Source organism: Reinekea marina (genome assembly GCF_030409715.1).
Classification (GTDB): Bacteria; Pseudomonadota; Gammaproteobacteria; order Pseudomonadales; family Natronospirillaceae; genus Reinekea; species Reinekea marina.
Window position 1 is genome coordinate 2633197 of record NZ_JAUFQI010000001.1, and the last position, 25051, is coordinate 2658247.

A 25051-nucleotide genomic window follows, 5' to 3' on the forward strand; every position below is an offset into this window, starting at 1 on the left:
AACTATATTTTGGTGCAGGATTCATTCAATAGTTTTAAATGCCCATCCACCTGTAACGAATAGCACTGCGGCGAACGACAGTGAGTCCAGCACCGAAGGTGCGATGCAGCTGCTACTTGTTACAACTAGTAGCTTGTGGCTCTTAACTATCACGTGCCAACGTGCTTTTTAATTTATTGTTTTCCATCTAGCTCCGCTTTTGGCGGTGTATTTTAGCTTGATGGCCTTTAAATTTGGCTGCCAGCTTAACGAGGCTGGCTTTTCTCTCAACCCTAGCTTGGGAGCGATGACTATTGCGTACAAGCTAGCCTATAAACTTTGCTAACCTTTGAATTCAAAACCAAAATTTTATACGAGAACAACTCAATTTTGGTGCTGGATTCAGTTATTAACTTTGAATGCCCTTCCACCTGTAACGTTTTTAGCACGCGCGAGTTTACGAGTCGCAGTGCCTATATTTGTTAATGCGGCTTACTCCACCGCCAATTTAAGTTTCCGCTGGATGGCTCTGAAATTCGAACCCACCCTATATCTTCCAATTCGTGCCATATTTCAACAAGTGGATCGTTATGCAATTCAATCCAGCAATATCTTTTATTCACATTACCTTCTAAGCAGTCACCTTTTCTTCTTGTGACTTTTACTTGGAACGTTGAGTCACCGAGAAGAACAGAAGATCTACCCTCTCCTAGATATTCCAGTACCAGAATGTTATCACCAACTTCCTCTCCTTTAACCTCGCTATTTTTACGAGTAATCCTCCCATATCCAGGATTGATTTTTAAAAGTACATTTTTTACGTTATAACTTTTCTCTAACTCCACTAAACCTACAACTAACGCATCAACATTTGGTTTTGAATAGATTACATCTCCACTTAAATATGATTGCTCTGCGACTGCACAGTCATATCGGTAGCATTCTATCTTACTAATCGTTTCGGCAAAGCAAAGCAGAGACATAAATAAACACAAGCAACCAATTATTAATTTCATAAGCTCATTAACGTTGTACACAGTGGCGAGCGTATGCGAGTCCAGTGCCGTAGGCACGATACTGCTGTACCTTGTTAATGTGCATTGACCACCACTGCCACTTTTTATAATTTGTAAAAGCTCAATCAACAAAAGCTTTTACGACGATTTCCTTGCCTTTAATATGCCAGCCACAAAACTTGGCGGCTAGCAATAGTTTTGCTTTTTTTCAGAAAGTATGCTACTGAAATGTAAAATAAAGTATCAGTTAAGCCAGCTTAAAAAGGCATTCTCATTCTGCACAATAACGCAAAGCACTGCGGCGAACGACAGTGAGTCCAGTGCCGAAGGCACGATGCAGCTGCGCCTTGTTACAAGTAGTGGCCTGTGGCTCTTAACTATCACGTGCCAACGTGCTTAATTATTTATTGTTTTCCATCAAACTTCGCTTTTGGCGCGATATAATAGCTTGATGGCCTTTATACTTGGTTGCCAGCTTAACTAGGCTGGCTAATCACTTTACCCTAGCTTGGGAGCGATGACTATTGCGTACAAGCTAGCCTATTAAAATTGTGAACCGTTGCTCTAAAAACCATAAATTTATACGAGCAAAACTATATTTCGGTGCAGGATTCATTCAATAGTTTTAAATGCCCTTCCACCTGTAACGCAAAGCACTGCGGCGAACGATAGTGAGTCCAGTGCCGTAGGCACGATGCAGCTGCGCCTTGTTACAATTAGTGGCTTGTGGATCTTTACTATCACGTGCCAGCGTGCTGAACTATTTATTGTTTTCCATCAAGCTCTGCCTTTGGTGCGCAAGTTTAGCTTGATGACCTTTATACTTGCTTGCCAGCTTAACTAGGCTGCTAATCACTCTACCCTAGCTTGGGAGCGATGACTATTGTGTACAAGCTAGCCTGTTAAAGTTGTGAGCCGTTGCACTCAAAACCACAAATTTAAACGAGCAATACTATTTTTTGGTGCAGGACTCAATAGTTAGCATTGAATGCCCTTCCACCTGTAACGACCAAATTTGGGGCGAGCGACGCAAGGAGTGAGTCCCTTGGCCCGCCGCGAAGCGGTTTTTGGCGGGCCAACTTGCAACATTGTCTTGTTATGGTTAGTCATTCACAAACCAATATCTATTTTTTTTAAAACCACTTCGATTGCCATAAAATTTTTTAGCCTGCTTTTTAATATTGACCACATCACCAGTAGAGTGCCAAGGTGCTGACTTCTTTAAGAGCTTAATTTCTCTATTAGCATCTTTAAAAAAGACTTCTTGAATACAATAGCCATCTCGGCATAGCATTTCTTCTTTAATAACTTCCAAAGAAACTACCTCGATCTTTGGCTCATAAAAGCCAAAGTAAAATACTACGACAACTAGTATGATAATTATTAATGATAATTCTCTAGCCTTTAAGCCCATCTAGATAGCTCTACCATAACGCAAAGCACTGCGGCGAGCGTGAGCGAGTCCAGTGCCGTAGGCACGATGCAGCTGCGCCTTGTTACAAGTAGTGGCCTGTGGCTCTTAACTATCACGTGCCAGCGTGCTTAATTATTTATTGTTTTCCATCAAGCTTTGCTTTTGACGCGGCATTTAGACTTGATGCCCTTAAATTTGGCTGCCAACTTAACGAGGCTGGCTATTCACTCTACCCTAGCTTGGGAGCAATGGCTATTGCGTACAAGCTAGCCGGTTAAAGTTGTGAACCGTTGCTCCACAAACCACCAATTAATACGGGCAAATCTATATTTATGGTGCAGGATTCAATAATTAGCTTTGAATACCCTTCCACCTGTAACGTTAAGCGCTGGGTCGAGGTTACGAGTCCCAAGCCCGCCGCGAAGCGGTTTTAGGCGGGCTTATTCCAGCCGCGCCTTGTTAAATTTTTTATACCAGCACTATCGCGGATACTAAACCCGTCGCTAACAGTATTACCGGTACCCACATTATTAATTTGTATTGGGCAAATGATAGCAAGCGCAAAGGCCGAGCGAGAAAGTGCACCATAAAAAGTAGTGATAACCCAATCCAAAGAAGCGAAACAAAGACCGCATCGCTACCCTGATAGTAAACAACAGAACTTCTACCCCAAAAGACTGCCTTAGATTGAAGCAGAAAATACAAGGCATAACCGGCAATAGTTGTGGGAACTATGATACCGAGTACGACTACTTCGACTTTTGCGTATCTTGGTAAGCGCTTCATCTTCCCTTAAATTTAACGAATAGCACTGCGGCGAACGACAGTGAGTCCAGCACCGAAGGTGCGATGCAGCTGCTACTTGTTACAACTAGTAGCTTGTGGCTCTTAACTATCACGTGCCAACGTGCTTTTTAATTTATTGTTTTCCATCTAGCTCCGCTTTTGGCGGTGTATTTTAGCTTGATGGCCTTTAAAATTGGCTGCCAGCCTAACGAGGCTGGCTTTTCACTCTACCCTAGCTTGGGAGCGATGACTATTGCGTACAAGCTAGCCTTTGAAAGTTGTGAACCGTTGCAATTAAAACCACAAATTAATACGGGCAAAACTAATCTGTTGGTGCAGGATTCAATAATTAGCTATGAATGCCCTTCCACCTGTAACATTTTATTCTTCCGCACTAGCGGCTTTTACTGGGAGCGGTTAAATCTTGCAATAAAATACTTAAAAAACTCCCAACCCCACTCATAATGTATCTTAACGGTTTGCCTGTCAATTTGATCATCAGTGACATTGCTGCACGTGCAGTGTTATCCCTGTATATACCGCTCGTATAGGTCAGTAAAATGCTGGTTTTTATATTTCAATCAATTGCTGCTTATTTTTTTAAAATTATTATTTTACCGCCTATGCAGTATATTCAGGATAAGCACTTGGAAAAGCCGCGCCGATTTTTAAATTGAGAGGTTTATCACAAATTTTAGCTTCGCGGTTTTAAAAAGCTTAATTTACGAGTGTCTATGTTTTCAAATGATTACAAATAGCTTAATTTTGAAAAACCGCTTGCTGCGTGAATAAATACTTACTATTCATTCAGGGTTGGTACTCCTGTTTGTCCTACTCCTACTTGCTCTGAAATTATTTCGGCTTCTTTTTTATCATTCTTATCAGGTTGCAAGCCTTCTTGTTCTTTGCCTTTATTTGGCTCAAAACTTAATACGGTAAACAATGAGAAGTGATCAGAACCTATGTGCGGTAGTCGCTCTATGTGTTTTAAGCAAAAGTGCTCACTATGAAAAAGGTGGTCTAGTGGCCAGCGTAAAAATGAGTAATCGGCGTGGAAGGTGTTGTACATACCACGCCCTACTCTTGGGTCGAGTAGGCCACTTATTTTACGAAACAGTCTTGTGGTGAATGACCATGCAACGTCATTTAAATCGCCGGTGACTATTACCGGCTCTTTTGTTGTTGCTACACTTTTGGCAATGGTAATGAGTTCGGCGTCACGCTCTGTCGATTCCTCGTTTTCAGTTGGGCTGGGCGGTGCTGGATGCACAAAGTGCATATTCACGTTTGCTCCGTTACGTAATTCAACGATGCAGTGCATTGACGGCACGTCTTTTTCTACCAAAAATGAAATTTGCTCTTGTGCTAATGGCAGCCTTGAATACACATGCATTCCGTATAAGTTTTCTAGCGGGCACTTTATGGTGTGCGGCATCTCTATTGCTATTGGCGCTAGCTGGTCTTGCCACCATCTATTGGTTTCTAAGGTAACTAATATATCGGGTTTTCGGGTTCGCACTAATTGAATCAGAGCCTCAGTATTATGGTTCGTTTGCAATACGTTGGCGGTCATAATACTGAGCTGATTTTGAATGTTGCTCTCATTAGTGCTCTTTACTTCGGCTGGCCATATGGGCGTATAAGGAATTATCCACCACAGTTGAACAGATAAACTAATCAGGGTGGCGAGAAGATTCAATTGGCCAAGCCATTGGTCTAAATCTGTAAAAATTAAGTGAAATAACGCTACAGCACAGGCTAAAACGGCAATTTGAAAACGAGGAAAGTCGAGTCCCCGTATAACCCAATGGTTAATTTTTAAAAGTGGAAGGGCCGTAGTTAAAACAATGAACATTGTTATGACACTTGCGGCTATCATGGCCAGCTACTCAAGTAACGTTTAGGTTACCGAACATAACCTATGCCTGCGAAGGCTACAAGTGTTAAACCTCAGCGTACGGCCGTGGTGGTTTTTGGGTACATTTATTTTAGCCTGGGCTTAGGCCGCGTAAACGCTCGGTTCTGCGTCTTAATAATTCAACCACCGTCAACAACAAAATAGACAAGGCAACTAGTATGGTGGCTACGGCTAAAATGGTTGGGCTAATTTGTTCGCGCAAGCCAATAAACATTTGCCATGGCAATGTTTTTTGTGCCGAAGAGCCTACAAACAATACCACGACAACCTCATCAAAAGACGTAATAAAAGCAAACAACCCGCCCGATACAACTCCAGGTAAAATTAACGGCATTTGTATTTTCCAAAAGGTTACTACAGGGTTTGCGCCTAAATTCGCGGCTGCTCGTGTCAGCGAATGATCAAAACCCACCAATGTTGCTGTCACGGTAATAATGACAAACGGAATGCCCAACACGGCATGCGCTAATACCACTCCCCAGTAGGTGCCTTGTAACCCTATGCGGCTGAAAAAGAAATACATGCCAGCGGCTGATATCACCAAGGGTACAATCATGGGCGATATAAGTATGGCCATTATGAAGCGTTTAAAAGGCACGTGCGGTTGGCTTAACCCTATGGCGGCGAGTGTACCTAAGCTTACCGATAAAAATGTTGCCATCGGTGCTATGCGAATAGAGTTCCAGATGGCATTTGTCCAATCGCTGTTGGTAAAAAAATCTTCATAGTGCTTAAAAGAGTAACCAGCAGGGTCAAATGCCAACATTTCTTTGGTAAAAGTAAAAAAGTCTTGAGCGTTAAAAGACAAAGGAATAATGACGATAATAGGCGCGATTAAAAAGAACAATATTAGCCCACAGATAACTCTAAAACTATAAAACCAGAGTTTTTCGCCGGTCGAGGCATAAGATGGAAGTTGCAACATAACAGATTACCCTAGTTTTAAATTATCAATGCCAACGTACTTGTCATACAGCCAATACAGCACCAGCACTACAATCAACAAAATGGCACCTAAGGCTGAAGCTAAGCCCCAATTAAGCGAGCTGGATATATGGAAAGCAATGCGGTTAGAAATAAAGATACCCGTTGTACCGCCCACAATAGCTGGGGTTATGTAATAACCAATGGCCATAATGAATACTAAAATAGAACCAGCGCCAATACCGGGAACCGATTGCGGAAAGTACACTTTCCAAAACGCGGTCCAGTTGGTTGCACCTAAAGATTTAGCGGCACGAACATAGCTAACTGGAATGGTTCGCATAACCGAATACATGGGCAATATCATAAAGGGTAATAAAATATGCGTCATGGCGATCATGGTACCGATGGCGTTATTCATCATAATCAGCCGGTTAGCGTCATCTACCAAACCGATCCAAACTAATAAATCGTTGATCACTCCTTGTTGTTGCAGCAACACTTTCCAGGCCGATGTACGCACCAACAATGATGTCCAAAACGGCAATAAGACTAAAATTAATATTAGGTTTGCCTTGCGCATTGGCAAATGCGAGAGCAAATAGGCAATGGGGTATGAAAGCAAAATGCAAGAAGCCATGATCGCCAGCGATAACACCAATGTGCGTACAAACAATAACTTATACACTTGCAAATTTTCGGGTTGGGCTTCTATACCATCGGCTGTTTTATGCATATCTAGAGCATTTAAAAAATAGCCATTGGTGACGGCAGGCGCATATCGTTTCAGTACGCCCCAAGTATTTGTTGCTAGCCAATCTTCATCGGCCGATTCAAACTGCTCGATAATATTAATTGGCTGAAAGTTTTCTACAGCGCTTTTTGTACTGGTCCACCAGCTGTAGCTTTGTAATTTTGTTGGTGCATTTGGCTGAGTTAAATCTAAATAAAGGGCATAAAATAAGACATCCTCAGGGGTTTCTTCTTTGATGTCTTTTTCATCTTCAACTAATAATGCTTGCCAACTTGACCAAACAGAGGCGGTTGTCGGTAGAGCATCAGAAAACTCTGGTTGCTTTGTAATCTCTAGCCAAAATTCAGCCGATTCCCATTGCGGGTTAAGTGCAACAAATTGATCGGTAATTTCATCGGTTTCAAAACGGCCTACTCTTCGGCCTGTTTTTCGGAATAAAGATGAAATACCCGATTCTTGGTAATTTAAACGAGACCCAAGCCGAGTATGTATTTTCAATTCAGCGGCAAAAAACAAATCAAAATACAGCGCATTAAAAACCGCTTCACCTGGCGGTTTTCCACTGCTTTCCTGCCAACTGGGCAAAAGCTCGACTGTTCTGGGTAATGTCTCCGACACAATACGGTTATCAACAGCCCGATACAGCATATCGGCAATGGGCGCGATAAAAGTTAACAATACGAATAACAACAAGGGCGCAATAAGCATTAAGGCGCGTAACTTTTGTCTTCGCAGCGCACGCTGTAAGCTTTGCTCTAACGGGCGGCCGTCTGCCGCTAATGGTACCGTTGCCGTGTCTTGTCCAGTCATCTTTTATTACTTCGCACTGTTGTATTTTAAAATTAAAAGGGCACATAGGTGCCCCACTTCAAGTTAAACGCTTTGCTTAGTTACGCACCAACCATGCTTGAAATTTTGCGTCGATGTCATCGCGGTAATCGGCCCAAAACTCGTAGTTATATAAGAAGGTGTTTTTCGCATTTTTAGGGTCGGTTGGCATGTGCGGAGCCATATCGATTCCCAATTCCGCGTGCTTACTGACAAGCGGAGCCGAACTTTCACGCGCAGGTCCGTAAGAAATGTATTTTGCTTGGTCCGCTAAACGCTGCGTATCGGTAGCAAAATAAAGGTAATCTTTAACGGCCTGAAGTCTGTCGGCTGGTAAACCTGCAGGTATAATCCAACCGTCTAAGTCGAATACTTGCGCATCCCACAACATTTCTACTGGTTGGTTTTGCTCAACAATGACAGAGAACAAACGGCCATTGTAAGTAGAGCCCATGACAACTTCGCCATCGGCTAATAACTGAGGCGTATCAGCACCGGCCGACCACCAAATAACATCGTCTTTAATGGTGCTGAGCTTAGCTAACGCTCGCTCTTGCCCTGCATCGGTTTCTAAAACATCGTACACGTCGTCTTTATCTACACCATCACACAACAAAGCCCATTCCATGTTGTTGATTGGGCGCTTTTCTAACGCGCGTTTGCCTGGGTAAGCTTTGGTATCGAATAACGCACAAATATCCGTCGGCGGAGTACTGCCCACTAAATCTTTTCGATAGCCCACTGTGGTTGAATACACAATTTGCGGAATAAAACATTCCGACACAATTAAGTCTCCAAAGTCATCAGAGGCATCGGTGCCATCTGGCGCGGGTGCCAACACTTCATCGTGATCAATTTCCATCGCCAAGCCTTCATCGCATAGGCGCAGGGCATCCGATGCAACAACATCGACTAAATCCCAAGTAACATTGCCAGCTTCATTCATGGCGCGCAGTTTTGCAACAGCTTCTGCAGAGCTTTCATCGTTAATGATATTAATGTTCGGGTTTTTCGCCATATAAGGGTCGTGGTAGGCTTTTTGTTGCGAATTCGAATAGGCGCCGCCCCAAGATACAATGGTTAAGTCTTGTGCGATTGAAGAAGTAGCCGTTATCAGAGATAACGCTCCGACTACCCAAAATGATTTTGACATATCCATATTTTCCTCACTTAATTTTTGCCCCATCTTATTATTGGCTCCGCTTAAACTGGGGTATAAAAAAGCGGATAAGCGTTTATTAATCGGCGTCTAAGGCGCGACAATCAGCGGCGGCCCAACCAATATTAACCTCTTGCCCAACCATGACGCGTGGACTTTCGGGCGAATTAGGAATTTTGGCAATAAATTGGTCGTCTCCATGCACACGCATACGGCACCGAATGTGATCCCCTAAATAGATAAGCTCCAACACTTTGGCTTGTGTGACATTTTCGGTAGCCTGCTCGCCAATACGAATGCGCTCTGGCCGAATAGATAACAAAGTACGCGAACCGGCTGCGCCGCAGTTTACGGCTAATGCACTGCTTTGCTCACCACTGTCTAAAACGACGACACTGTTTTCGCCATCAAGCCGGTCTACTCGGCCCATTAAGCGATTATTTTCACCAATAAATTGCGCCACAAAAGAGTTTTGAGGGCGTTCGTAGAGTTCTTCAGGGGTCGCCAGTTGTTGAATGCGGCCATCATTAAACACCGCAACACGATCAGACATGGTGAGTGCTTCAGATTGGTCATGCGTTACATAAACCACGGTAACGCCTAATTGTTCATGCAGGTGCTTAATTTCAAATTGCATGTGCTCTCGCAGCTGCTTATCAAGTGCGCCAAGCGGTTCATCCATCAACACCAATTCAGGTTCAAACACCAATGCTCGCGCTAACGCTATGCGCTGCTGCTGCCCGCCCGATAATTGGGCGGGACGACGATTCGCAAACTCTCCCATTTGCACCATTTTTAACGCTTGGATTACTTTGGCTTCGCGTTCGGCTTTTGGCATTTTGCGAACGGCTAACGGAAAGGCAAGGTTTTCAGCGACGGTCATATGTGGAAACAAGGCATAATTTTGAAACACCATGCCAATTCCACGCTTATAGGGTGGAATATTATTAATGGGCTGCCCATTGAGAAGTATGTCGCCATGCGTGGCGGTTTCAAACCCGGCCAGCATCATTAAACAAGTGGTTTTACCCGAGCCAGAAGGGCCGAGCATGGTTAGGAATTCGCCTTTGGCAATGTCGAGATTCAGGTCTTTTACCACTAAATTGCGACCATCGTAGCTCTTTTGTACGCGGTCAAATACCACAAACCGATCATCGTTTGCTTGGGTCACTAACACACTCCTTGGTCGTGTTTTTATTATGTACGTTTGTATGCAAATAACCCTACCGCTATCAATATATGCTTTCAAGTCTAAATATTATTTTTTTATAAATCTCACCAAAATGGCGCATAACTGCATCACACACCCTAAATCAGTGACCTATCCTGTAAAAACTTTATAAAAACTGATTTTTTAACAATAAATATTCATTAGAACTCAATACTTATACCGATCCTAACTTTTGTAATTAAACAGTGATCATTAGGTTCAAATACAAAAGCTCATGCTTAATCGCCATAACTTATGGTAACGTCGACGCTTAAATCATCGTGTTTATTTGGGTAATTATGGACATTCTAAATTCACTTCAGACTATTGTTGGGCAAAGCAATGTTTTAACAGGGAAAGATGTAACCTCTCGCAGCGTTGGCTGGTTTGATAGCAACGCTCGTCAGGCGTTAGCCCTGGTTCGACCGAAATGCACAGTAGAAGTCAGCCAAGTTGTAAGGCTGTGCTATCAGCAAAGCATATCCATCGTTGTGCTCGGAGGCGGCACAGGTTTTGTGGAAGGTTCGATCAGCCACGAGCATCAGGTGGTTTTGTCGTTTGAGCGCATGAATAAAATAGAATCCATCGATGAGGATAACCGCAGCGTTTTGGTACAGGCAGGTGTTCCATTGCAAGCATTGCATGAATTTGCTCAAGATCACCAACTGCACTTTCCCGTAGATTTAGGAGCGCGCGGAAGTTGCACACTGGGCGGAATGGCCGCGACTAACGCTGGCGGTAATGAAGTATTACGCTACGGCATGTTTCGAGAACAAGTGCTTGGGCTAGAAGTGGTGATGCCTAACGGCGAGATCATCACTAATTTACGGGCGCTGTTAAAAAACAACACCGGCTACGATATAAAACAACTCTTTATAGGCAGTGAAGGCACACTGGGCATCGTTACGCGACTGACGCTCCGGTTGCGGCCGCTACACAACAGCGTTTCTACAGCCTTGGTCGCGGTTAGCCAGTTTGAACATCTTGTTACGGCATTGCGTAATCTCGATAGGCAGCTGGGTGGGCGCTTATCGGCATTTGAAGTCATGTGGCAAGACCATTATCAATTTATTATCGACGATGGCCAAAAACACCAAGCACCACTTTCTACCGAACACCCCTATTATGTCTTAATTCAAGCGGCAAATTATCACGATTTAGAAGCCGACATTTTTATGTCTGCACTGGAAGCTTGTATGAACGATGGCATCATTGTCGATGCAGCGATTGCATCATCTAAAGCGCAACAACAAGCTATGTGGGCCATACGAGATGACATTGAGCGGTTAACCACCGGCCTAGCGCCCTATATTGGTTACGACATCAGTTTGCCCATCAATAGAATAGCGGGCTACATAGATCAATTGCAAACGGCCATTAAAAGCCAGTGGCCCGAAGCGAAAATCATTGTGTTTGGGCACTTAGGTGATGGCAATTTACATCTATTCATTCACGTTGGTCCTACTTTAACGGCGAAAACTAAAGATGCGATCAATCATTTAGTTTACCAACCGTTAGCCAACCTAAGTGGCAGTATTTCTGCTGAGCACGGAATTGGCTTACAGAAAAAATCCTATTTAAAATACAGCCGAACTCAAGAAGAAATTGCGCTCATGCAGTTACTCAAAAAACAATTAGACCCGAAGGCTATTTTAAACCCTGGCCTAATTTTCGATTACTCGGAGCGTTGAATTGGCACATATAGATCGTGAATCCATTAAAAATGGTTTCTTTCAAAAAATGGCTCAAGCCGCACACGATAAGGGGTTAATCACCTTAACATCGGCCGAAGAACGTGAACGCAGTTGGCGACAAACGCTATCAACAAACCCCAACCAAGACGGCAGTGTTTGGGTATTTGCTTATGGCTCATTATTGTGGAATCCAGCCATGCATATTAGCGAAAAAACGGACGCTTATTTAGAAGGCTACCACCGAGATTTTTGCCTGCAAACATACGTTGGTCGGGGTTCGGAAACACATCCCGGATTAGTGTTAGGTTTAGAGCAAGGAGGCAGTTGCCACGGTCAGGCTCTTAAAGTGGATCCCAGTTGTATCGAAGAAGAATTCAGTGTTTTATGGTCTCGCGAGATGGTCGCTAGTGCCTACCAGCCGCTCTGGTTACCCTTAAAAACAGATAAAGAAGCGACTCTATATGCCGTAGCGTTTGTTATGGATAAAAACAGCCCACAATACGCCGGCAGCTTAAATTTTGAACAACGCTGTATTCATTTAGCCCAAGGTGAAGGCGCTCTTGGCAGCGCGGCCGATTATTTATTTGAAACCGTAAATGCGTTGCATGGCTTGGGTATTAATGATGAACGATTAGACAAGTATGTTAAAAGGGTAGAAAGCCTTTTAAATGAAAGCCGCACCGAGTGAGCGGCTTTATAACGATATATTCACTCGTTGTCATTGATTTCTTTTAAAGCACGCGCAACCTGTGTTCGCCCTTCGGCTTCTATCATTAAAATTTTAGGGATCTGCCCATTTAAGGCTTCTTGCGGTTTGCTTAGCCAAGCGTGCGCTAAATCGGCATCACCAAATTTTGAGCAGGCTTTCACAACAAGTTTGGTTATATCGTCTACCACTCCTAACATGGGGGGCTCTTCTGACATATCCATAGACACCAACTCGGCACCGGGTACCGCAGAAATGACCTGTTGCTTGGCAAACTCAAGTAAGTCGGTAGCGTGCTGGCCTTCTCGAACAAAGTGCACACTGAACTCTTCACCGTTATAAGCTTGCGATTCTACATGAAAGTCGCTGCCTTCTATCTGGCTAGCTACTTCGTTTACATCAACTGGTTGACGCTCTGCCATCTTAAATGTCAAGGTGAAATGATGTCGCATAAGGTCCCTATTAAAAAATGAAACTACCCTAAGAATATAACCAAAGAGTCGCCAATTAGCCAATTAACTTATCGACCACAAGGGCAATTTTTTTGCTAAACTGCAAACAAACCTAATAAGGCAACCAAACATGTCACAATTCCAATTTCCTCAAGTCACCATTAGTGGCACAGGCCTATGGCACCCAGAGCACAGCATTTCTAACGAAGAATTAGTGCAGGTACTGAATGAAAACGCCGACCGTTACAACACGCAGCACGCCGCTGAAATAGAAGCCGGCGAGTTGCAGCCATTGGCAAAATCGGATGCCGACTTTATCACCAAAGCCAGTGGTATTAAGCAGCGTTACGTTTATGAAAAAGAGGGCATTCTCGATTTAAACCGCATGCGCCCCAACCTGCCCGCACGTGCAGAAGATGAGTTATCGTACCAAGCCGAAATGGCTGTTAAAGCCGCGCAGGCCGCGTTAGATAACGCTCAGAAAAAAGCGGCCGACATCGACGCCGTCATAGTGAGCTGCGCTTACACCGAGCGCGCTTATCCTGCCATTGCTATTGAAGTGCAAGAGCAATTAGGAATCACGGGGTTTGGCTTTGATATGCTAGTGGCTTGTTCGGCGGCAACATTTGGGTTGCATCGCGCTTACGAGATGATTCGCTCTGGTAGTGCAAAAGCCGTGTTAGTGGTAAACCCAGAATTAGTGACGCCTCAGTTAAACTATGCCGATAGAGACAGCCATTTTATATTTGGTGATGTAGCCACAGCGGTCATTGTGGAAGCGGAAGAAACAGTAACGACTGACACTTATTTTAAAGTGCTCAGCACAAAAGCGGTGACCCAATATTCCAACAACATTCGCTCTAACTTCGGGCATTTATCACGCGCGCACGACAGTGATGTTTTTGCTTCACCTAACTTGTTCCACCAAGAAGGGCGCAAAGTATTTAAAGAAGTGTGTCCAATGGCGGCAAAGCACATGACTGAACATCTCAGTGCTCACAACATTGAAAATGCTCAAGTAAAACGCTGGTTTTTACATCAAGCTAACTTAAATATGAACCAACTGATTGCTAAAAAACTGTTAGGCCGACCTGCCACTAACGATGAAGCGCCAACCATTTTAGATGAGTTTGGTAATACCGCATCGGCTGGTTCAATTATTGCCTTTAACCGCCACAATAGTGATTTTAAACACGGCGACATTGGCATGATCTGTTCTTTTGGCGCTGGTTATTCTATTGGTTCATTAGCGGTGGAATGCGTAAAAAAATAGCTATTGGTGAGTTTTAGCTTGTTGCCAATAGGCTTCAAGCTCTTCCAGGCTGTATTCAGACCAAGCTCGATCACTTAAGTTGACTTGGTCTTCTATATACCCAAAACGATATTCAAACTTAGCGTTTGTTTTGCGAACAGCACGCTCAGGATCAACCTTTAAATGGTTGGTTAGATGCGAAAGCGCAAACAAAACATCACCGAGTTCAGATTCAATTTCTTCTTTATCCTTGCTTTGAATCGCCTCTTCTAACTCGTCTAATTCTTCGCGGATTTTGGCTAGCACGCCTTGGCTATCAGGCCAATCAAACCCCACTTTCGCGGCACGTTTTTGAATTTTTTTTGCTCGCAATAAACCTGGTAACGCCTTTGGAATATCATCGAGTATACGCTCGGCTTGGTTTTTCGATTTTTTTTCTTTTTGCTTTATCGCATCCCACTGACCACTGACGCTTTCGGCGTTAATGGTTTGATCGTCTCTCTGGCTGGTTAACGTACCTTCTGGGAAAACATGTGGGTGCCGATAAACCAGTTTTGCCACCAAGCTATGAATCACATCATCGAGTTCAAAGCGAGCTTCATCTTTGGCGATTTGAGCATAAAACACTACTTGAAAAAGCAAGTCACCTAGCTCTTCTTTTAAGTGTTTGTAATCGGCTCGTTCTATGGTGTCGATCACTTCATACACCTCTTCGAGCGTATGCGGAACGATCGATTCGTAGGTTTGCTCGATATCCCAAGGACAGCCACTTTGAGGGTGACGCAAGCGCGCCATTAAATACTTTAGGTCTTGGTAATTGTATTTTTTTGTCATGGCATTCAGCTGCTATACACTCGGCGAACGTCGGCAATATTTGGGACTTTGGTAAGCAACGACATTATTCGCCCGAGCGAATCGATGCTTTCCACTTCAACGGTAACTCGCATATCGCATGAGTTATGTGACTTGTCGGTAATGGTTTGCATGCCCACCACGTTAATACCAATGTTGGCCAATACCGTCATAATATCGGCTAACAATCCGGTGCGGTCGTAAGCGGCAATATGCAATTCTACTGGGTAAGTGGTCGACACGTCATTACCCCAAGAAACATCAATGATGCGTTCTTGCTCTTTGTTACGCAGCTGCAACAAATTAACGCAATCGTCTTTGTGTATAGAGACACCGCGCCCCAAGGTTATATAACCGGCTACGGCATCACCAGGTACTGGCTTACAGCAGTTTGCAATAGTGGTCATCATGTTACCCACACCGCGTATCATTAAATCGCCACTGTGGTTTTGCTCTTTGCTTTCACGTAGCTGAATTTCTTTTGGCTTGGGCGGGTTAATAATTTCCTCAGCGTGATGAACTGCGTGCATTAAACGAATATCGTTGGCACCAATGGCCGCGTATAAATCATCTTCTGCGTGTAAATTCAAAGCTTCGGCCAGCTGAACCATGTTGATCTTATTAATATTAAATCGGCGTAACTCTTTAGTGAGCATTTCTTTGCCGTCTTTGATATTAACTTCGCGATCTTGCGATTTAAACCAATGCTTAATTTTTGCACGGGCACGCGCAGAGCGTACAAAGCCTAAATCGGAGTTCAACCAATCTCGGCTTGGGCTGGCTTCTGATCCAGTTAAAATTTCAACTTGATCACCGACAACGAGCCGAGTATTTAATGGCGCAATACGGCCATTGACCTTTGCACCTCGGCAACGGTGGCCAACATCGGTATGCACTTTATAGGCAAAATCAATTGGCGTGGCATCGGAAGATAAATCGACCACGTGGCCTTCTGGTGTTAATACATAAATACGATCAACAGTGACATCGGTTCCAAGTTCATCGACCATTTCATCGATGCCGCCGAGCTCATCATGCCACTCTAAAACCTGCCGTAACCAAGCTACTTTCTCTTCGTAACCACGAGATTGCGCCGCTTTTTTCGCATCGGTGCCTTTATAAAGCCAGTGTGCGCAAACACCTAACTCGGCGTCATCGTGCATATCGTGTGTGCGTATTTGAATCTCTACTACTTTTCCTTCTGGCCCTATCACGGCCGTATGGAGTGAGCGATATCCGTTAGGTTTTGGCGAGGCAATGTAATCATCAAATTCACGTGGGATGTGTCGCCAAAGTGAGTGCACAATACCCAAAACGGTATAACAATCGCGTACTTCTGGCACTAAAATACGAAACGCACGAATATCATAGACTTGGCTAAAACTGATGTTCTTACGTTTCATTTTGCGCCAAATGGAATAAATGTGTTTTGCTCGGCCTTGGATTTGCGCAGAAATGTCGGCTTGTTGAATCTCATTAGAGATCAGCTGCTCAACCTTTTCAATATACTCTTGGCGATCTAATCGCTTTTCATCTAACAGCTTGGCAATTTTTTTGTAATCTTGAGGTTCAATATAACGGAACGCTAGATCTTCTAGCTCCCATTTTAAATGCCCCACCCCTAAACGGTGCGCAAGGGGCGCGTATATGTCAAACACTTCTCGGGCGACTTTATAACGCCGCGCAGCAGGTGAGCTTTTTACGGCTCGGATGGCGCAGGTTCGTTCGGCCAGTTTAATTAGGGCAACACGAACATCGTCGATCATTGAGACCAACATTTTGCGGATGGCTTCGCCTTGGGTTTCGTTTTGGCCAAACACACTGGCTTTAGTAGAACGATACTTGGTATGAATTGCGGCCATTTGCAACACACCACGAATCAAGTTCGCAACTTTTGGTCCGAATTGATCTTTTACAGTGTCGAGCTCAAGTTCTTCTTCTCGCACAGCTCGGTAAAGCACGGCGGCTATCAATGCATCTTGATCCAGCCCTAAATCGGACAAAATTTCGACCATTTCCAAGCCCGTTAAAAAGGAGGAATCACCCTCTCCCCACTGATTCGCACGGTGATCAGTTTCTTGCTCGGCGGTCCGTGCAATGCGGCAGGCTCGAATCAGCTCTTCCGGATCAACAATTGGGGTTTTGCTTTCTAACCGTTCTAACCAGGCTTCTAAATCGACGGTTCCGTCTCGAAACACAGGTTGATCTTCACGTACTTTCACAACTCAAGTTGTCCTATTTTTTCTTTTTTTCTAGCAATGCCATACTTTCAATATGACGAGTATGCGGAAACATATCCATAACGCCGACCTTTCTCAAGTGCCATTTATCATGAATTAGCTCAGCAATGTCCCTTGCCAATGTCGCTGGATCACATGAAATGTACAGGATTTTTTGCACCGTAGGCAGCGTATTCATATTCTTTACCACGGCTTCGGCCCCAGCTCGCGGCGGGTCGAGTATAACGGCTGTAGGGTTAAACTGCGCTATTTCTGGAATATCTTTTAGCGGTGAAGTGAATAAGTTTGCAACGCAGTAGCGGGTTTGCTGATTGGCTTGCTCACTGTTCATCGCCATATCGATTGCTTCTTGGTTGGCTTCTAAACCAAGAATGGCCTCAACGTTTTTGGCAAATGGTAGGCTTACGTTGCCATTTCCGCAAAACAAATCCAATACTCTGTCACTAACGTCTAAATCGAGCCAGGCCTTGGCTTGTTCAATCATGGCGGTATTCACCCGCCGATTCACTTGCGTAAAGCTGCCAGGTTTCGCCCAAGTTTGAGCGCCAGCACTGCGATACTGTAAAGGTGCTTGAGACACCCAGCCTTGTTGCTCACCCCACTGTGCAAGCGCACTTTTAGAAGCACCCGACCCTTCTACAACAGAAATGCCTAATTGATCGGTATCGTCGATAACCAGTTCAAGCTGCTTTACGCCTTCTAACGGCGCTTCACGCTTTACTATGATTAAAGCGTCGTTGATGGCAGGTACGACCACGGCACACTGGCTAATAGGCACGATGCGATTGCCTTTAACATTGAAAAAACCAACCTCTCCTTTTTTAGAGACTTGGAACCGTGCTCTGTGCCGATAGGCAACTTTCTCGATCGAAATAGGTTCAGCCAATGCATCGTGAGGAACTTTATTTCGACGCAAATGATCTTCCAGTGCGCTTTGTTTTAAGGCAACTTGATCGGATACCGGCACATGCTGTAAAACACAGCCACCGCACTCACCATAATATTGGCAAGTTGGCTGTTGGCGACGATCGCTTTGTGTGAAGTGTTTAACGGCCTTGCCTTGCCATAACTTAGTATTGGCTTGTTCAAGCTTTACTTGCACCTGCTCACCCGGCATAGCGTTAGACACCATCACTACGCGGCCTTGATGAATACCTATGCCTCGGCCATCATGACTGTATCGGTCTATTGTGAGCTCGAATGGAGCGGGCAAATTGGCTTTTTTAGGGCTTCTACGGCTATTTCTCACTAACGGTATACCCCGGTCGATAAATATCGATCTCCGCGATCACAAATTATCGCGACAATAACGGCATTATTAACCTGTTCAGACAATAATAACGCTCCAGCCACAGCCCCCCCAGAGCTAACACCTGCAAAGATACCTTCTTCGGCGGCTAATCGTCTCATGGTCGTTTCAGCGGTCACTTGATCCATATCGATCACCGAATCCACACGCGCTTTTTGATATATTTCAGGCATATAATCGGCTGGCCAACGACGAATACCGGGTATTTGAGAACCATCGGTGGGTTGCAGCCCAATAATTTGAATATCTGGGTTTTTCGATTTTAAGTACTCAGAACAGCCCATTATTGTCCCTGTGGTGCCCATCGCCGAAATAAAGTGCGTTATTTGACCATGACTGTCTTGCCAAATCTCTGGACCCGTTGATTCAAAGTGCGCGGCGGGGTTATCGGGATTACTGAATTGGTTCAGAACTTTACCTTCGCCTTTTTGCTCCATGGCGATGGCTAAATCACGCGCATACTCCATGCCCTGCTCTGGTGTAACCGAAATTATTTCGGCCCCATAGGCTCGCATACTGGCACGGCGCTCTTCCGACAGGTTAGACGGCATGATCAAAATCATCTTGTAGCCTTTTATGGCCGCCGCCATGGCAAGAGCGATGCCGGTATTGCCACTGGTCGCCTCAATTAGGGTATCGCCTGGTGTTATGTCACCACGTTGCTCGGCTTTTACGATCATATTCATGGCCGGTCGGTCTTTAACCGAGCCAGCGGGGTTGTTGCCCTCTAACTTAACCAAAATTGTGTTGGTTGGGTTAGGGTTTATGCGTTGCAATCGAACCAAAGGGGTTTTCCCTATAAATGCTTCGATTGTAGGAAACTGACTCATTAATTCTCCTGACCATGAAAAATTTGGCTAAATATCAATATTGGGCGTGATTATAGCGGTTTATGGGTCCAATCAATAATAATCTTCTCATCTAATGTCGTTCTCTTTTGACATGAAACCTATACACTGTGATCTTGACAGTTTTTTCGTCATAATGATTAAAAACAACACAAAATACGACGGGTCGCCTATGAATTCATCCGGATTACAAAATAGACTGCTTTTTATATCGCTGATTCCAGTCTTTATTCTGGGTGCGCTGGCTTTTTCATGGTTCACTTACAATGATCTCAACCAGCAGCAATTATCTTTTAGTCAACGCACAGAAAGTATGTCGAAACAGTTGGCCGATACATTGGCGGGTCCTATTGCTCGGAATAATACCGAACTGATTGATGCGCTCATGCGCCGTTCGTTAAACGAAAAAGATGCTCGCTCGGTTCGGGTGTACGATAATTTTGCATCCATGATTATGTCTTCAGGACCTAACCCAATTGGCCCGAGATACCCTGCATCGATCACCGATACAACTGAGCTTACGCTATATCAAAGTGGTGAAACGTTCCGTTATTTAGTGCCTATTTTTCATCCAGACGACCTCATTTTGAATGCTGTGTTATCTCGTCCGGTTGCATGGGTTGAGCTTGAGTTCGATAACGCCAACATTCGTGTCGCTCAGTACCAGACCATTCTTATAAATTTACTCATATTGTTGTTTATTCTAATCATCATTACTGGCATTGCGTTATACCTAAACCAAACCGTCATTGTACCGGTTCACAACATGATCAGGGCTGTCTCTGAAATACGTGATGGCAACTTAGAAGTTCGAGTACCGACGCAATCGAAAGGTGAATTACGCGAGCTCGAAGAAGGCATAAATGCAATGGCTGAGACCATCAAAGATGCCTACAACGAAATGCAAACCAGTGTTGACCAAGCCACCTTTGATTTACGAGAAACGCTCGAAACTATTGAAATTCAGAACATTGAATTAGACATGGCACGTAGAGATGCGCAGCAAGCTAACCAAGTTAAAACCGAATTTTTAGCCAACATGAGCCACGAAATTCGCACCCCACTTAACGGTATTATTGGCTTTGCTCGGTTGCTAACTCGATCAAATTTAACCAAGAAACAAGAAGACTACGTGGGCACTATTTTGTCGTCGTCTCAAGTACTGTTGACCATCATTAACGATGTACTCGATTTTTGTAAAATTGAGGCCGGCAAATTAATGCTCGACCAGCGCAGCACAAACCTAAAAGTTGCCATCGAAGAAGTGTGCATGATGCTTGCGCCTACGTCTCAATCTAAAGGGTTAGAAGTCGTTTCGTTGTTTTATGAAGATGTACCAGAGCAACTGGTGTTTGATCCGCTGCGAGTAAAGCAAGTACTCACCAACCTGATCAGCAACGCCATTAAGTTTACCGCCGACGGTAGCGTCGTGATACGAACCATGATTGAGCAGCAACAGGGCAACAAAGTTTTGGTTCGAATCAGTGTCTCTGATACCGGGATCGGGCTAACCAAAAAGCAACAAAAGGCTCTCTTTCAAGCCTTCGCACAGGCCGATTCTTCGACCGCTCGTGAATTTGGTGGTACCGGTCTCGGGTTAGTTATTTCCAAGCGACTCGTGGAAGAAATGGGCGGCGACATTGGCCTAGAAAGTGAAAAAGATAAGGGCTCGACATTTTGGTTCAACATTAAATCTGAAGTCGCCCCCGCGGCACAACAGCCTCCTAAGCATCGAGGGCTAGAAGGACATACCGTTGCCTTAATTGAACCACGAGAAATGAGCCGCATTGCGTTGAACCATCAGCTTTCTAGCTGGGGCGGTGAAGTAGACGATTATGAATCGACCAAACAGATGCTCATTAAATGGACCAAAAATCAAGCGGCACCAGCCGATTTAGTCGTGATCGACATTCAAGGGTTAGAGGCGACTGAAGACGTTTACAAACACATTGCCCACATGAAATCTAAATTTAAAGCCAAAGTATTGGTCATTACATCTTCTACCGATGAAGACGATCTCGATACTAAATTGCTTGAGAAAGGTGCCGATTTTTCAATCGCGAAGCCGTTACGCAGCTCGGTAACCTATCAGGCTGTTATGCAGGTGCTGAACCCTGAAACCCCCAAAACAAAAGAAGCGCGCGATTTGAAACTCGGTTCAAGCCAAACCGAAGTGCGAGTATTGGCCGTTGATGATAACTCCGCCAACTTAAAGCTCATTGCCGTTTTATTGGAAACGTTAGGCATCATGGTTACATCGGTGAGCAGTGGCGAAGAAGCGGTAGAAAAAGCCATTGTTAATAATTACGACCTGATTTTTATGGATATTCAAATGCCAAATATGGACGGTTTAGAAGCAACTCGCCATATTCGACGCCAAGAAGCAACGGACCGACACGTGCCCATTATTGCACTGACGGCTCATGCCTTAGCCGAAGAGCAAGAAGCCATGTTAGCGGCCGGCATGGACGATTACCTTGCGAAGCCGATTGATGAAGACCAGCTTCAGCGGACGCTGTTTAAATGGACCGGCGCTATGCTCGGTAACAGTATCAACCCCAACGTTATTGAACACTCTGAAGATTCGGTCGAAACTTTCCCAACGGTCGATACGGACGCGCTCGCAGAATACGAAACCGTAGACCTAGTCTTTAGCTTAGAAAAAGCCAACGGCAAACTCAGCCTTGCGAAAGATATGTTTGCTATGCTGCTCGACTCATTAGAAAAAGACCAAGAACAAATAAACAACCAATATCAACAAGGCGATTACAAAGCATTGTTAGAGCTAGTACATCGCTTACATGGTGCGTGCGCTTATTGTGGAGTGCCTAGATTAAAACTAGCGGCTTACAGTACCGAATCATTACTTAAGCAAGGCTTTTATGCGCAACTCGAAGATGCGTTATTTGTACTAAATGAAGAGATTAACCACTTGGTGCGTTGGGCAAAAGACAGCGAGATTGATGAAGCCTTTGATCGTGCTTTAAAAGTATACGCTTTGTCTAAACAACAAAAGAAAACCTCACTCACTCTGCAATAGATGTGCGTGAGGCCACTAATTGAGAACGACAAACGCGACCGCGTAATCTTTCTCATCTGATAAGCTGATTGAAACTTGCTGACCGCCCTTTTCTTTAAACAATGCTAGCGCATAACCGTACAATGTAACGATGGGGGCTCCGAATTCATTAGGCAGTATTTCGAGATCGTTAAAGTTTACTCCTTTAGCGATGCCGGTGCCTAACGCTTTCGCAATCGCCTCTTTTGCAGCGTACCGGTTTGCTAAAAATGCCATAGATTGCTTTCGAGCATCAAAGACTTCACGTTCCTTTTCAGTAAGCAATCGCTTTAAAAAACGCTCACCTTGCTTTTGGTAAACCTTTTCTATGCGCTCTATTTGCACAATATCGGTGCCTAGCCCAATCATTTGTTAGCCTCGCTTTGAACGGGTAATGTTTTTAACCACTCTCGACTTAAAATAGGCTCATTATCGAGCGCCATCAATAATTGTTGGTGCTGGCATTCTCGCGCCGTTGCTAATGCGCCTTTTACTTCATAATCGCTTCGTGCGTTGGCAAGAATGGCCTCACCTTTGAATGCGCCAGTAGCCTGTTCACAGAAGCCTTGCCCGGCTTCAAAGTGGTAACGATGTTGCGCATGAATGGCAACACCATTAACACTCATCAAATAATCAATGCCCAAGCCGATATGCACCAACAACTGCTTTTCAAAAAAACGTAAATTGGCTAGGCGGTGGTTATCGGCCTGCAATTGAATCAGCGTGCTGATATAGGTGCCAAAAAAATTATCTATGTCCACTTGCGTGGGTACCAACCGATACACCAGTTCATTCAAATATAAGCCATACAACCGTGCGGGTGATGAATCAATGAGTAGCGTTTGCGTGTAGCGAAAATCATGACACGAATAAAATTGATTGGTTTCTTTGAGTTTTATTTCAAATTGGCGAAAAAATTCAGGATGCTGACGATGAAACTTACAGCGAATGAGCCCAAGAGTTGGGCTCAGTAAGGCGCACATAAAGTTATGCTCTTCTATGGCTTGCGCATGCACTAGAAAACCTTGAATAACCGAAGCACGCACAGCCATAATTTGGATTACTCGTCGAAATAGCCCAAGCTTTTTAGCGCGCGCTCATCATCGGCCCAGCCACCTTTTACCTTCACCCAAAGGTTCAGCATAACCTTGGTTTCAAATAAGGATTCCATGTCGATTCGCGCTTCTTGGCCAACTTGTTTGAGTCGAGCGCCTTTATCGCCAATCACAATGCGCTTTTGACCCGAACGCTCGACTAAAATAAGCCCATGTATATGCAATACTCGGTCTTCAAAGGTAAATTGTTCAATTTCTACGGCCGTTGAATACGGTAATTCGGCCCCTAACTGACGCATTAGCTTTTCACGGATAATTTCAGAAGCCATAAACCGCTGACTGCGGTCTGTAATTTGATCTTCGGGGAAGTAATACAAACTTCTCGGCATCTGAGCGGTTATCAGCTCCATTAAACGATCTAAGTTATGACCGCGCAATGCCGAAATAGGCAGCACTTCTTTAAAGTCGAATTTTTCAGATACTTTATCTATATGCGGAAGCAGTGTTTCTTTATTTTCAAGGTGATCCACCTTGTTAATCACTAAATAAACGGGTGCTTTTACATGCTTAAGTTTATCGAGCACCCATTGATCTTCATCGGCCCAAACGGTTCTATCGACCACCATCAAAATGGCATCAACATCGGCTAGCGCAGAATCCGCAGCGCGGTTCATAACTTTGTTTATGGCTTTTTCTTGGCCTCGGTGCATCCCTGGGGTATCCACGAAGATTACCTGAGTTTTATCTTCGGTATAAATACCGACAATTTGATGCCTTGTGGTTTGCGGCTTACGCGAGGTAATCGATATCTTTTGGCCTAAAATATGGTTCATCAACGTCGACTTACCGACATTTGGACGACCAACAATGGCGACATAGCCGCAATGAGTATCGAGTGTCTGGTTTTCTGTCATGATTTTTCTACCTCACCTAACAAGGTTAATGCGTGTCGGGCCGCTTCTTGCTCGGCAATTCTGCGGCTGTTGCCTACCCCTTCGACGACTTCTGATTGGCCTTCAATGGTGCAATGAACGGTAAACTCTTGTTGGTGTGCTTCACCGGTAATATTCACAACTTCATACACAGGCAAAGCCAGGCGACGAGCTTGTAAATATTCTTGTAACCGTGTTTTAGAATCTTTAATGTTTTCTTTTAAATCTAAGTTCGCTAAACGCCCTTCAAACCAACTCAGTAAAACCTTTTGAGAAGTCGCTAAATCGGCATCTATGCTTATCGCACCAATGATAGCCTCTACTGCATCGGCTAAAATACTGTCACGACGAAATCCGCCACTTTTCAGCTCACCACTGCCCAGTTTTAAAAAATCGCCAAGCGCAAATTCACGGCCAATTTCAGCCAAGGTTTCACCCTTAACTAAATGCGCACGCAAGCGCGACATCTGGCCTTCTTTGGCTTTTGGAAATTGCTCGTAAAGCGCTTGTGCAATGGTGCAATTTAAGATCGCATCGCCTAAAAATTCTAAGCGTTCATTGTTGGTTCGCGAAAAGCTTCTATGCGACAAAGCCTGCTCTAGCAGGCTTTGATTTGTAAATTGGTATTGAATGGATTTCGTTAATCGAAAGTATTTATCAGCCAA

Annotated in this window: 31 protein-coding genes; 8 read left to right on the plus strand and 23 right to left on the minus strand. The window is 44.3% G+C overall.

The features are described from left to right. Window positions 1-21: 21 nt before the first annotated feature. Entirely contained in the window at window positions 22-153 is a 132-nt protein-coding gene (locus QWZ13_RS14330) for a hypothetical protein (protein ID WP_290282384.1), read from the minus strand. A gap of 46 nt (window positions 154-199) precedes the next feature. Here QWZ13_RS14330 and QWZ13_RS14335 point away from each other — a divergent pair, with 46 nt between their 5' ends. Both QWZ13_RS14335 and QWZ13_RS14340 read left to right on the plus strand, forming a co-directional pair. After that, entirely contained in the window at window positions 200-325 is a 126-nt protein-coding gene (locus tag QWZ13_RS14335; protein ID WP_290282385.1) for a hypothetical protein, read from the plus strand. A gap of 3 nt (window positions 326-328) precedes the next feature. Then, window positions 329-637, plus strand: a complete 309-nt coding sequence (locus QWZ13_RS14340) for a hypothetical protein (RefSeq protein ID WP_290282386.1) — start codon at window positions 329-331, stop codon at window positions 635-637. Between the two features lie 601 nt (window positions 638-1238). Here QWZ13_RS14340 and QWZ13_RS14345 read toward each other — a convergent pair. The 5 genes from QWZ13_RS14345 to QWZ13_RS14365 all read right to left on the minus strand — a co-directional run bounded on the left by QWZ13_RS14345 (window position 1239) and on the right by QWZ13_RS14365 (window position 2525). Beyond that, window positions 1239-1379, minus strand: a complete 141-nt coding sequence (locus tag QWZ13_RS14345; protein WP_290282387.1) for a hypothetical protein — start codon at window positions 1377-1379, stop codon at window positions 1239-1241. 228 nt (window positions 1380-1607) lie between these two features. Further along, window positions 1608-1739: a hypothetical protein gene (locus tag QWZ13_RS14350; RefSeq protein WP_290282388.1), complete on the minus strand. Its 132-nt coding sequence runs from the start codon at window positions 1737-1739 to the stop codon at window positions 1608-1610. 234 nt (window positions 1740-1973) lie between these two features. Beyond that, window positions 1974-2105 carry a hypothetical protein gene (locus QWZ13_RS14355; protein WP_290282389.1) on the minus strand — a complete coding sequence of 44 codons (132 nt, stop codon included), beginning with the start codon at window positions 2103-2105 and terminating at the stop codon, window positions 1974-1976. Further along, window positions 2098-2289 carry a hypothetical protein gene (locus tag QWZ13_RS14360; protein ID WP_290282390.1) on the minus strand — a complete coding sequence of 64 codons (192 nt, stop codon included), beginning with the start codon at window positions 2287-2289 and terminating at the stop codon, window positions 2098-2100. Before QWZ13_RS14360 ends, QWZ13_RS14355 begins: the two co-directional genes overlap by 8 nt. 110 nt (window positions 2290-2399) lie before the next feature. After that, window positions 2400-2525: a hypothetical protein gene (locus tag QWZ13_RS14365; RefSeq protein WP_290282391.1), complete on the minus strand. Its 126-nt coding sequence runs from the start codon at window positions 2523-2525 to the stop codon at window positions 2400-2402. Here QWZ13_RS14365 and QWZ13_RS14370 point away from each other — a divergent pair. Next, window positions 2508-2687 carry a hypothetical protein gene (locus QWZ13_RS14370; protein ID WP_290282392.1) on the plus strand — a complete coding sequence of 60 codons (180 nt, stop codon included), beginning with the start codon at window positions 2508-2510 and terminating at the stop codon, window positions 2685-2687. The genes QWZ13_RS14365 and QWZ13_RS14370 overlap by 18 nt on opposite strands. Here QWZ13_RS14370 and QWZ13_RS14375 read toward each other — a convergent pair. Together QWZ13_RS14375 and QWZ13_RS14380 are read right to left on the minus strand one after the other, a co-directional pair. Further along, complete coding sequence (locus QWZ13_RS14375) at window positions 2684-2821, minus strand: hypothetical protein (protein ID WP_290282393.1); 138 nt, start codon at window positions 2819-2821, stop codon at window positions 2684-2686. The two genes, QWZ13_RS14370 and QWZ13_RS14375, sit on opposite strands and share 4 nt — an antisense overlap. 56 nt (window positions 2822-2877) lie before the next feature. Beyond that, entirely contained in the window at window positions 2878-3195 is a 318-nt protein-coding gene (locus QWZ13_RS14380; RefSeq protein ID WP_290282394.1) for a hypothetical protein, read from the minus strand. Window positions 3196-3354: 159 nt separating this feature from the next. Between QWZ13_RS14380 and QWZ13_RS14385 the strand changes: the two genes are divergently transcribed. Beyond that, window positions 3355-3660 (plus strand): hypothetical protein, encoded by a 306-nt coding sequence (locus QWZ13_RS14385; RefSeq protein WP_290282396.1) that lies wholly within the window; start codon window positions 3355-3357, stop codon window positions 3658-3660. Between the two features lie 334 nt (window positions 3661-3994). Here the strand turns inward: QWZ13_RS14385 and QWZ13_RS14390 are convergent, their stop codons facing one another. From QWZ13_RS14390 to QWZ13_RS14415, 6 genes are all read right to left on the minus strand, one after another. After that, window positions 3995-5074 (minus strand): endonuclease/exonuclease/phosphatase family protein, encoded by a 1080-nt coding sequence (locus tag QWZ13_RS14390; RefSeq protein ID WP_290282397.1) that lies wholly within the window; start codon window positions 5072-5074, stop codon window positions 3995-3997. A gap of 109 nt (window positions 5075-5183) precedes the next feature. Continuing rightward, window positions 5184-6038 carry an ABC transporter permease gene (locus QWZ13_RS14395; RefSeq protein ID WP_353958992.1) on the minus strand — a complete coding sequence of 285 codons (855 nt, stop codon included), beginning with the start codon at window positions 6036-6038 and terminating at the stop codon, window positions 5184-5186. 6 nt (window positions 6039-6044) lie between these two features. Next, window positions 6045-7499, minus strand: a complete 1455-nt coding sequence (locus tag QWZ13_RS14400) for an ABC transporter permease (protein ID WP_290283382.1) — start codon at window positions 7497-7499, stop codon at window positions 6045-6047. Next, entirely contained in the window at window positions 7420-7647 is a 228-nt protein-coding gene (locus QWZ13_RS14405; RefSeq protein WP_290282398.1) for a hypothetical protein, read from the minus strand. Before QWZ13_RS14405 ends, QWZ13_RS14400 begins: the two co-directional genes overlap by 80 nt. Window positions 7648-7677: 30 nt before the next feature. After that, window positions 7678-8778 carry an extracellular solute-binding protein gene (locus tag QWZ13_RS14410; protein WP_290282399.1) on the minus strand — a complete coding sequence of 367 codons (1101 nt, stop codon included), beginning with the start codon at window positions 8776-8778 and terminating at the stop codon, window positions 7678-7680. A gap of 79 nt (window positions 8779-8857) precedes the next feature. Further along, window positions 8858-9949 carry an ABC transporter ATP-binding protein gene (locus tag QWZ13_RS14415; protein WP_290283383.1) on the minus strand — a complete coding sequence of 364 codons (1092 nt, stop codon included), beginning with the start codon at window positions 9947-9949 and terminating at the stop codon, window positions 8858-8860. 338 nt (window positions 9950-10287) lie between these two features. On the opposite strand from QWZ13_RS14415, the gene QWZ13_RS14420 reads away from it, so the two are divergent. After that, on the plus strand, window positions 10288-11679 hold the full coding sequence (locus QWZ13_RS14420; protein WP_290282400.1) for an FAD-binding oxidoreductase: 1392 nt from the start codon (window positions 10288-10290) through the stop codon (window positions 11677-11679). Between the two features lies 1 nt (window position 11680). After that, window positions 11681-12370, plus strand: coding sequence for a gamma-glutamylcyclotransferase (locus tag QWZ13_RS14425; RefSeq protein WP_290282401.1), 690 nt, complete (start codon window positions 11681-11683; stop codon window positions 12368-12370). Between the two features lie 20 nt (window positions 12371-12390). Here the strand turns inward: QWZ13_RS14425 and QWZ13_RS14430 are convergent, their stop codons facing one another. Then, complete coding sequence (locus QWZ13_RS14430; RefSeq protein ID WP_290282402.1) at window positions 12391-12903, minus strand: MbcA/ParS/Xre antitoxin family protein; 513 nt, start codon at window positions 12901-12903, stop codon at window positions 12391-12393. A gap of 67 nt (window positions 12904-12970) precedes the next feature. Between QWZ13_RS14430 and QWZ13_RS14435 the strand changes: the two genes are divergently transcribed. Continuing rightward, the gene (locus QWZ13_RS14435) at window positions 12971-14113 is read left to right on the plus strand and encodes a beta-ketoacyl-ACP synthase III (protein ID WP_290282403.1); all 1143 of its coding nucleotides are present in this window, start codon (window positions 12971-12973) and stop codon (window positions 14111-14113) included. Here QWZ13_RS14435 and mazG read toward each other — a convergent pair whose 3' ends face one another. The 4 genes from mazG to cysM are packed head-to-tail and all read right to left on the minus strand — an operon-like array spanning window position 14114 to window position 19323. Beyond that, a complete protein-coding gene (mazG, locus tag QWZ13_RS14440) occupies window positions 14114-14926 on the minus strand; it encodes a nucleoside triphosphate pyrophosphohydrolase (protein WP_290282404.1) in 813 nt (270 codons plus the stop codon). It abuts the gene before it with no gap. A 5-nt stretch (window positions 14927-14931) separates the two neighbouring features. Next, the gene (gene relA / locus QWZ13_RS14445; protein ID WP_216001502.1) at window positions 14932-17166 is read right to left on the minus strand and encodes a GTP diphosphokinase; all 2235 of its coding nucleotides are present in this window, start codon (window positions 17164-17166) and stop codon (window positions 14932-14934) included. 13 nt (window positions 17167-17179) lie between these two features. Then, complete coding sequence (locus QWZ13_RS14450; protein ID WP_290282405.1) at window positions 17180-18433, minus strand: TRAM domain-containing protein; 1254 nt, start codon at window positions 18431-18433, stop codon at window positions 17180-17182. Continuing rightward, window positions 18433-19323, minus strand: a complete 891-nt coding sequence (cysM, locus tag QWZ13_RS14455; RefSeq protein ID WP_290282406.1) for a cysteine synthase CysM — start codon at window positions 19321-19323, stop codon at window positions 18433-18435. Before cysM ends, QWZ13_RS14450 begins: the two co-directional genes overlap by 1 nt. Window positions 19324-19513: 190 nt before the next feature. On the opposite strand from cysM, the gene QWZ13_RS14460 reads away from it, so the two are divergent. Continuing rightward, entirely contained in the window at window positions 19514-22381 is a 2868-nt protein-coding gene (locus QWZ13_RS14460) for a response regulator (protein WP_290282407.1), read from the plus strand. A 15-nt stretch (window positions 22382-22396) separates the two neighbouring features. On the opposite strand, the gene acpS is transcribed toward QWZ13_RS14460, so the two are convergent. The 4 genes from acpS to rnc are packed head-to-tail and all read right to left on the minus strand — an operon-like array spanning window position 22397 to window position 25051. Then, window positions 22397-22768 carry a holo-ACP synthase gene (acpS, locus tag QWZ13_RS14465; protein WP_290282408.1) on the minus strand — a complete coding sequence of 124 codons (372 nt, stop codon included), beginning with the start codon at window positions 22766-22768 and terminating at the stop codon, window positions 22397-22399. Next, window positions 22765-23451, minus strand: coding sequence for a DNA repair protein RecO C-terminal domain-containing protein (locus QWZ13_RS14470; protein ID WP_290282409.1), 687 nt, complete (start codon window positions 23449-23451; stop codon window positions 22765-22767). Before QWZ13_RS14470 ends, acpS begins: the two co-directional genes overlap by 4 nt. Before the next feature lie 8 nt (window positions 23452-23459). Then, a complete protein-coding gene (era, locus tag QWZ13_RS14475; RefSeq protein ID WP_216001496.1) occupies window positions 23460-24368 on the minus strand; it encodes a GTPase Era in 909 nt (302 codons plus the stop codon). Continuing rightward, a complete protein-coding gene (gene rnc, locus QWZ13_RS14480) occupies window positions 24365-25051 on the minus strand; it encodes a ribonuclease III (RefSeq protein ID WP_290282410.1) in 687 nt (228 codons plus the stop codon). Before rnc ends, era begins: the two co-directional genes overlap by 4 nt.

Excerpts from the sequence above, each read along its gene's own strand:
- QWZ13_RS14355 (WP_290282389.1), bottom strand. The coding sequence starts at position 2,105 with ATGACTAACCATAACAAGACAATGTTGCAAGTTGGCCCGCCAAAAACC.
- QWZ13_RS14360 (WP_290282390.1), bottom strand. The coding sequence starts at position 2,289 with ATGCTATGCCGAGATGGCTATTGTATTCAAGAAGTCTTTTTTAAAGAT.
- QWZ13_RS14380 (WP_290282394.1), bottom strand. The coding sequence starts at position 3,195 with ATGAAGCGCTTACCAAGATACGCAAAAGTCGAAGTAGTCGTACTCGGT.
- QWZ13_RS14390 (WP_290282397.1), bottom strand. The coding sequence starts at position 5,074 with ATGATAGCCGCAAGTGTCATAACAATGTTCATTGTTTTAACTACGGCC.
- QWZ13_RS14395 (WP_353958992.1), bottom strand. The coding sequence starts at position 6,038 with ATGTTGCAACTTCCATCTTATGCCTCGACCGGCGAAAAACTCTGGTTT.
- QWZ13_RS14400 (WP_290283382.1), bottom strand. The coding sequence starts at position 7,499 with ATGCTTATTGCGCCCTTGTTGTTATTCGTATTGTTAACTTTTATCGCG.
- QWZ13_RS14405 (WP_290282398.1), bottom strand. The coding sequence starts at position 7,647 with ATGTGCCCTTTTAATTTTAAAATACAACAGTGCGAAGTAATAAAAGAT.
- QWZ13_RS14410 (WP_290282399.1), bottom strand. The coding sequence starts at position 8,778 with ATGGATATGTCAAAATCATTTTGGGTAGTCGGAGCGTTATCTCTGATA.
- QWZ13_RS14420 (WP_290282400.1), top strand. The coding sequence starts at position 10,288 with ATGGACATTCTAAATTCACTTCAGACTATTGTTGGGCAAAGCAATGTT.
- QWZ13_RS14435 (WP_290282403.1), top strand. The coding sequence starts at position 12,971 with ATGTCACAATTCCAATTTCCTCAAGTCACCATTAGTGGCACAGGCCTA.
- mazG (WP_290282404.1), bottom strand. The coding sequence starts at position 14,926 with ATGACAAAAAAATACAATTACCAAGACCTAAAGTATTTAATGGCGCGC.
- cysM (WP_290282406.1), bottom strand. The coding sequence starts at position 19,323 with ATGAGTCAGTTTCCTACAATCGAAGCATTTATAGGGAAAACCCCTTTG.
- QWZ13_RS14460 (WP_290282407.1), top strand. The coding sequence starts at position 19,514 with ATGAATTCATCCGGATTACAAAATAGACTGCTTTTTATATCGCTGATT.
- acpS (WP_290282408.1), bottom strand. The coding sequence starts at position 22,768 with ATGATTGGGCTAGGCACCGATATTGTGCAAATAGAGCGCATAGAAAAG.
- QWZ13_RS14470 (WP_290282409.1), bottom strand. The coding sequence starts at position 23,451 with ATGGCTGTGCGTGCTTCGGTTATTCAAGGTTTTCTAGTGCATGCGCAA.
- era (WP_216001496.1), bottom strand. The coding sequence starts at position 24,368 with ATGACAGAAAACCAGACACTCGATACTCATTGCGGCTATGTCGCCATT.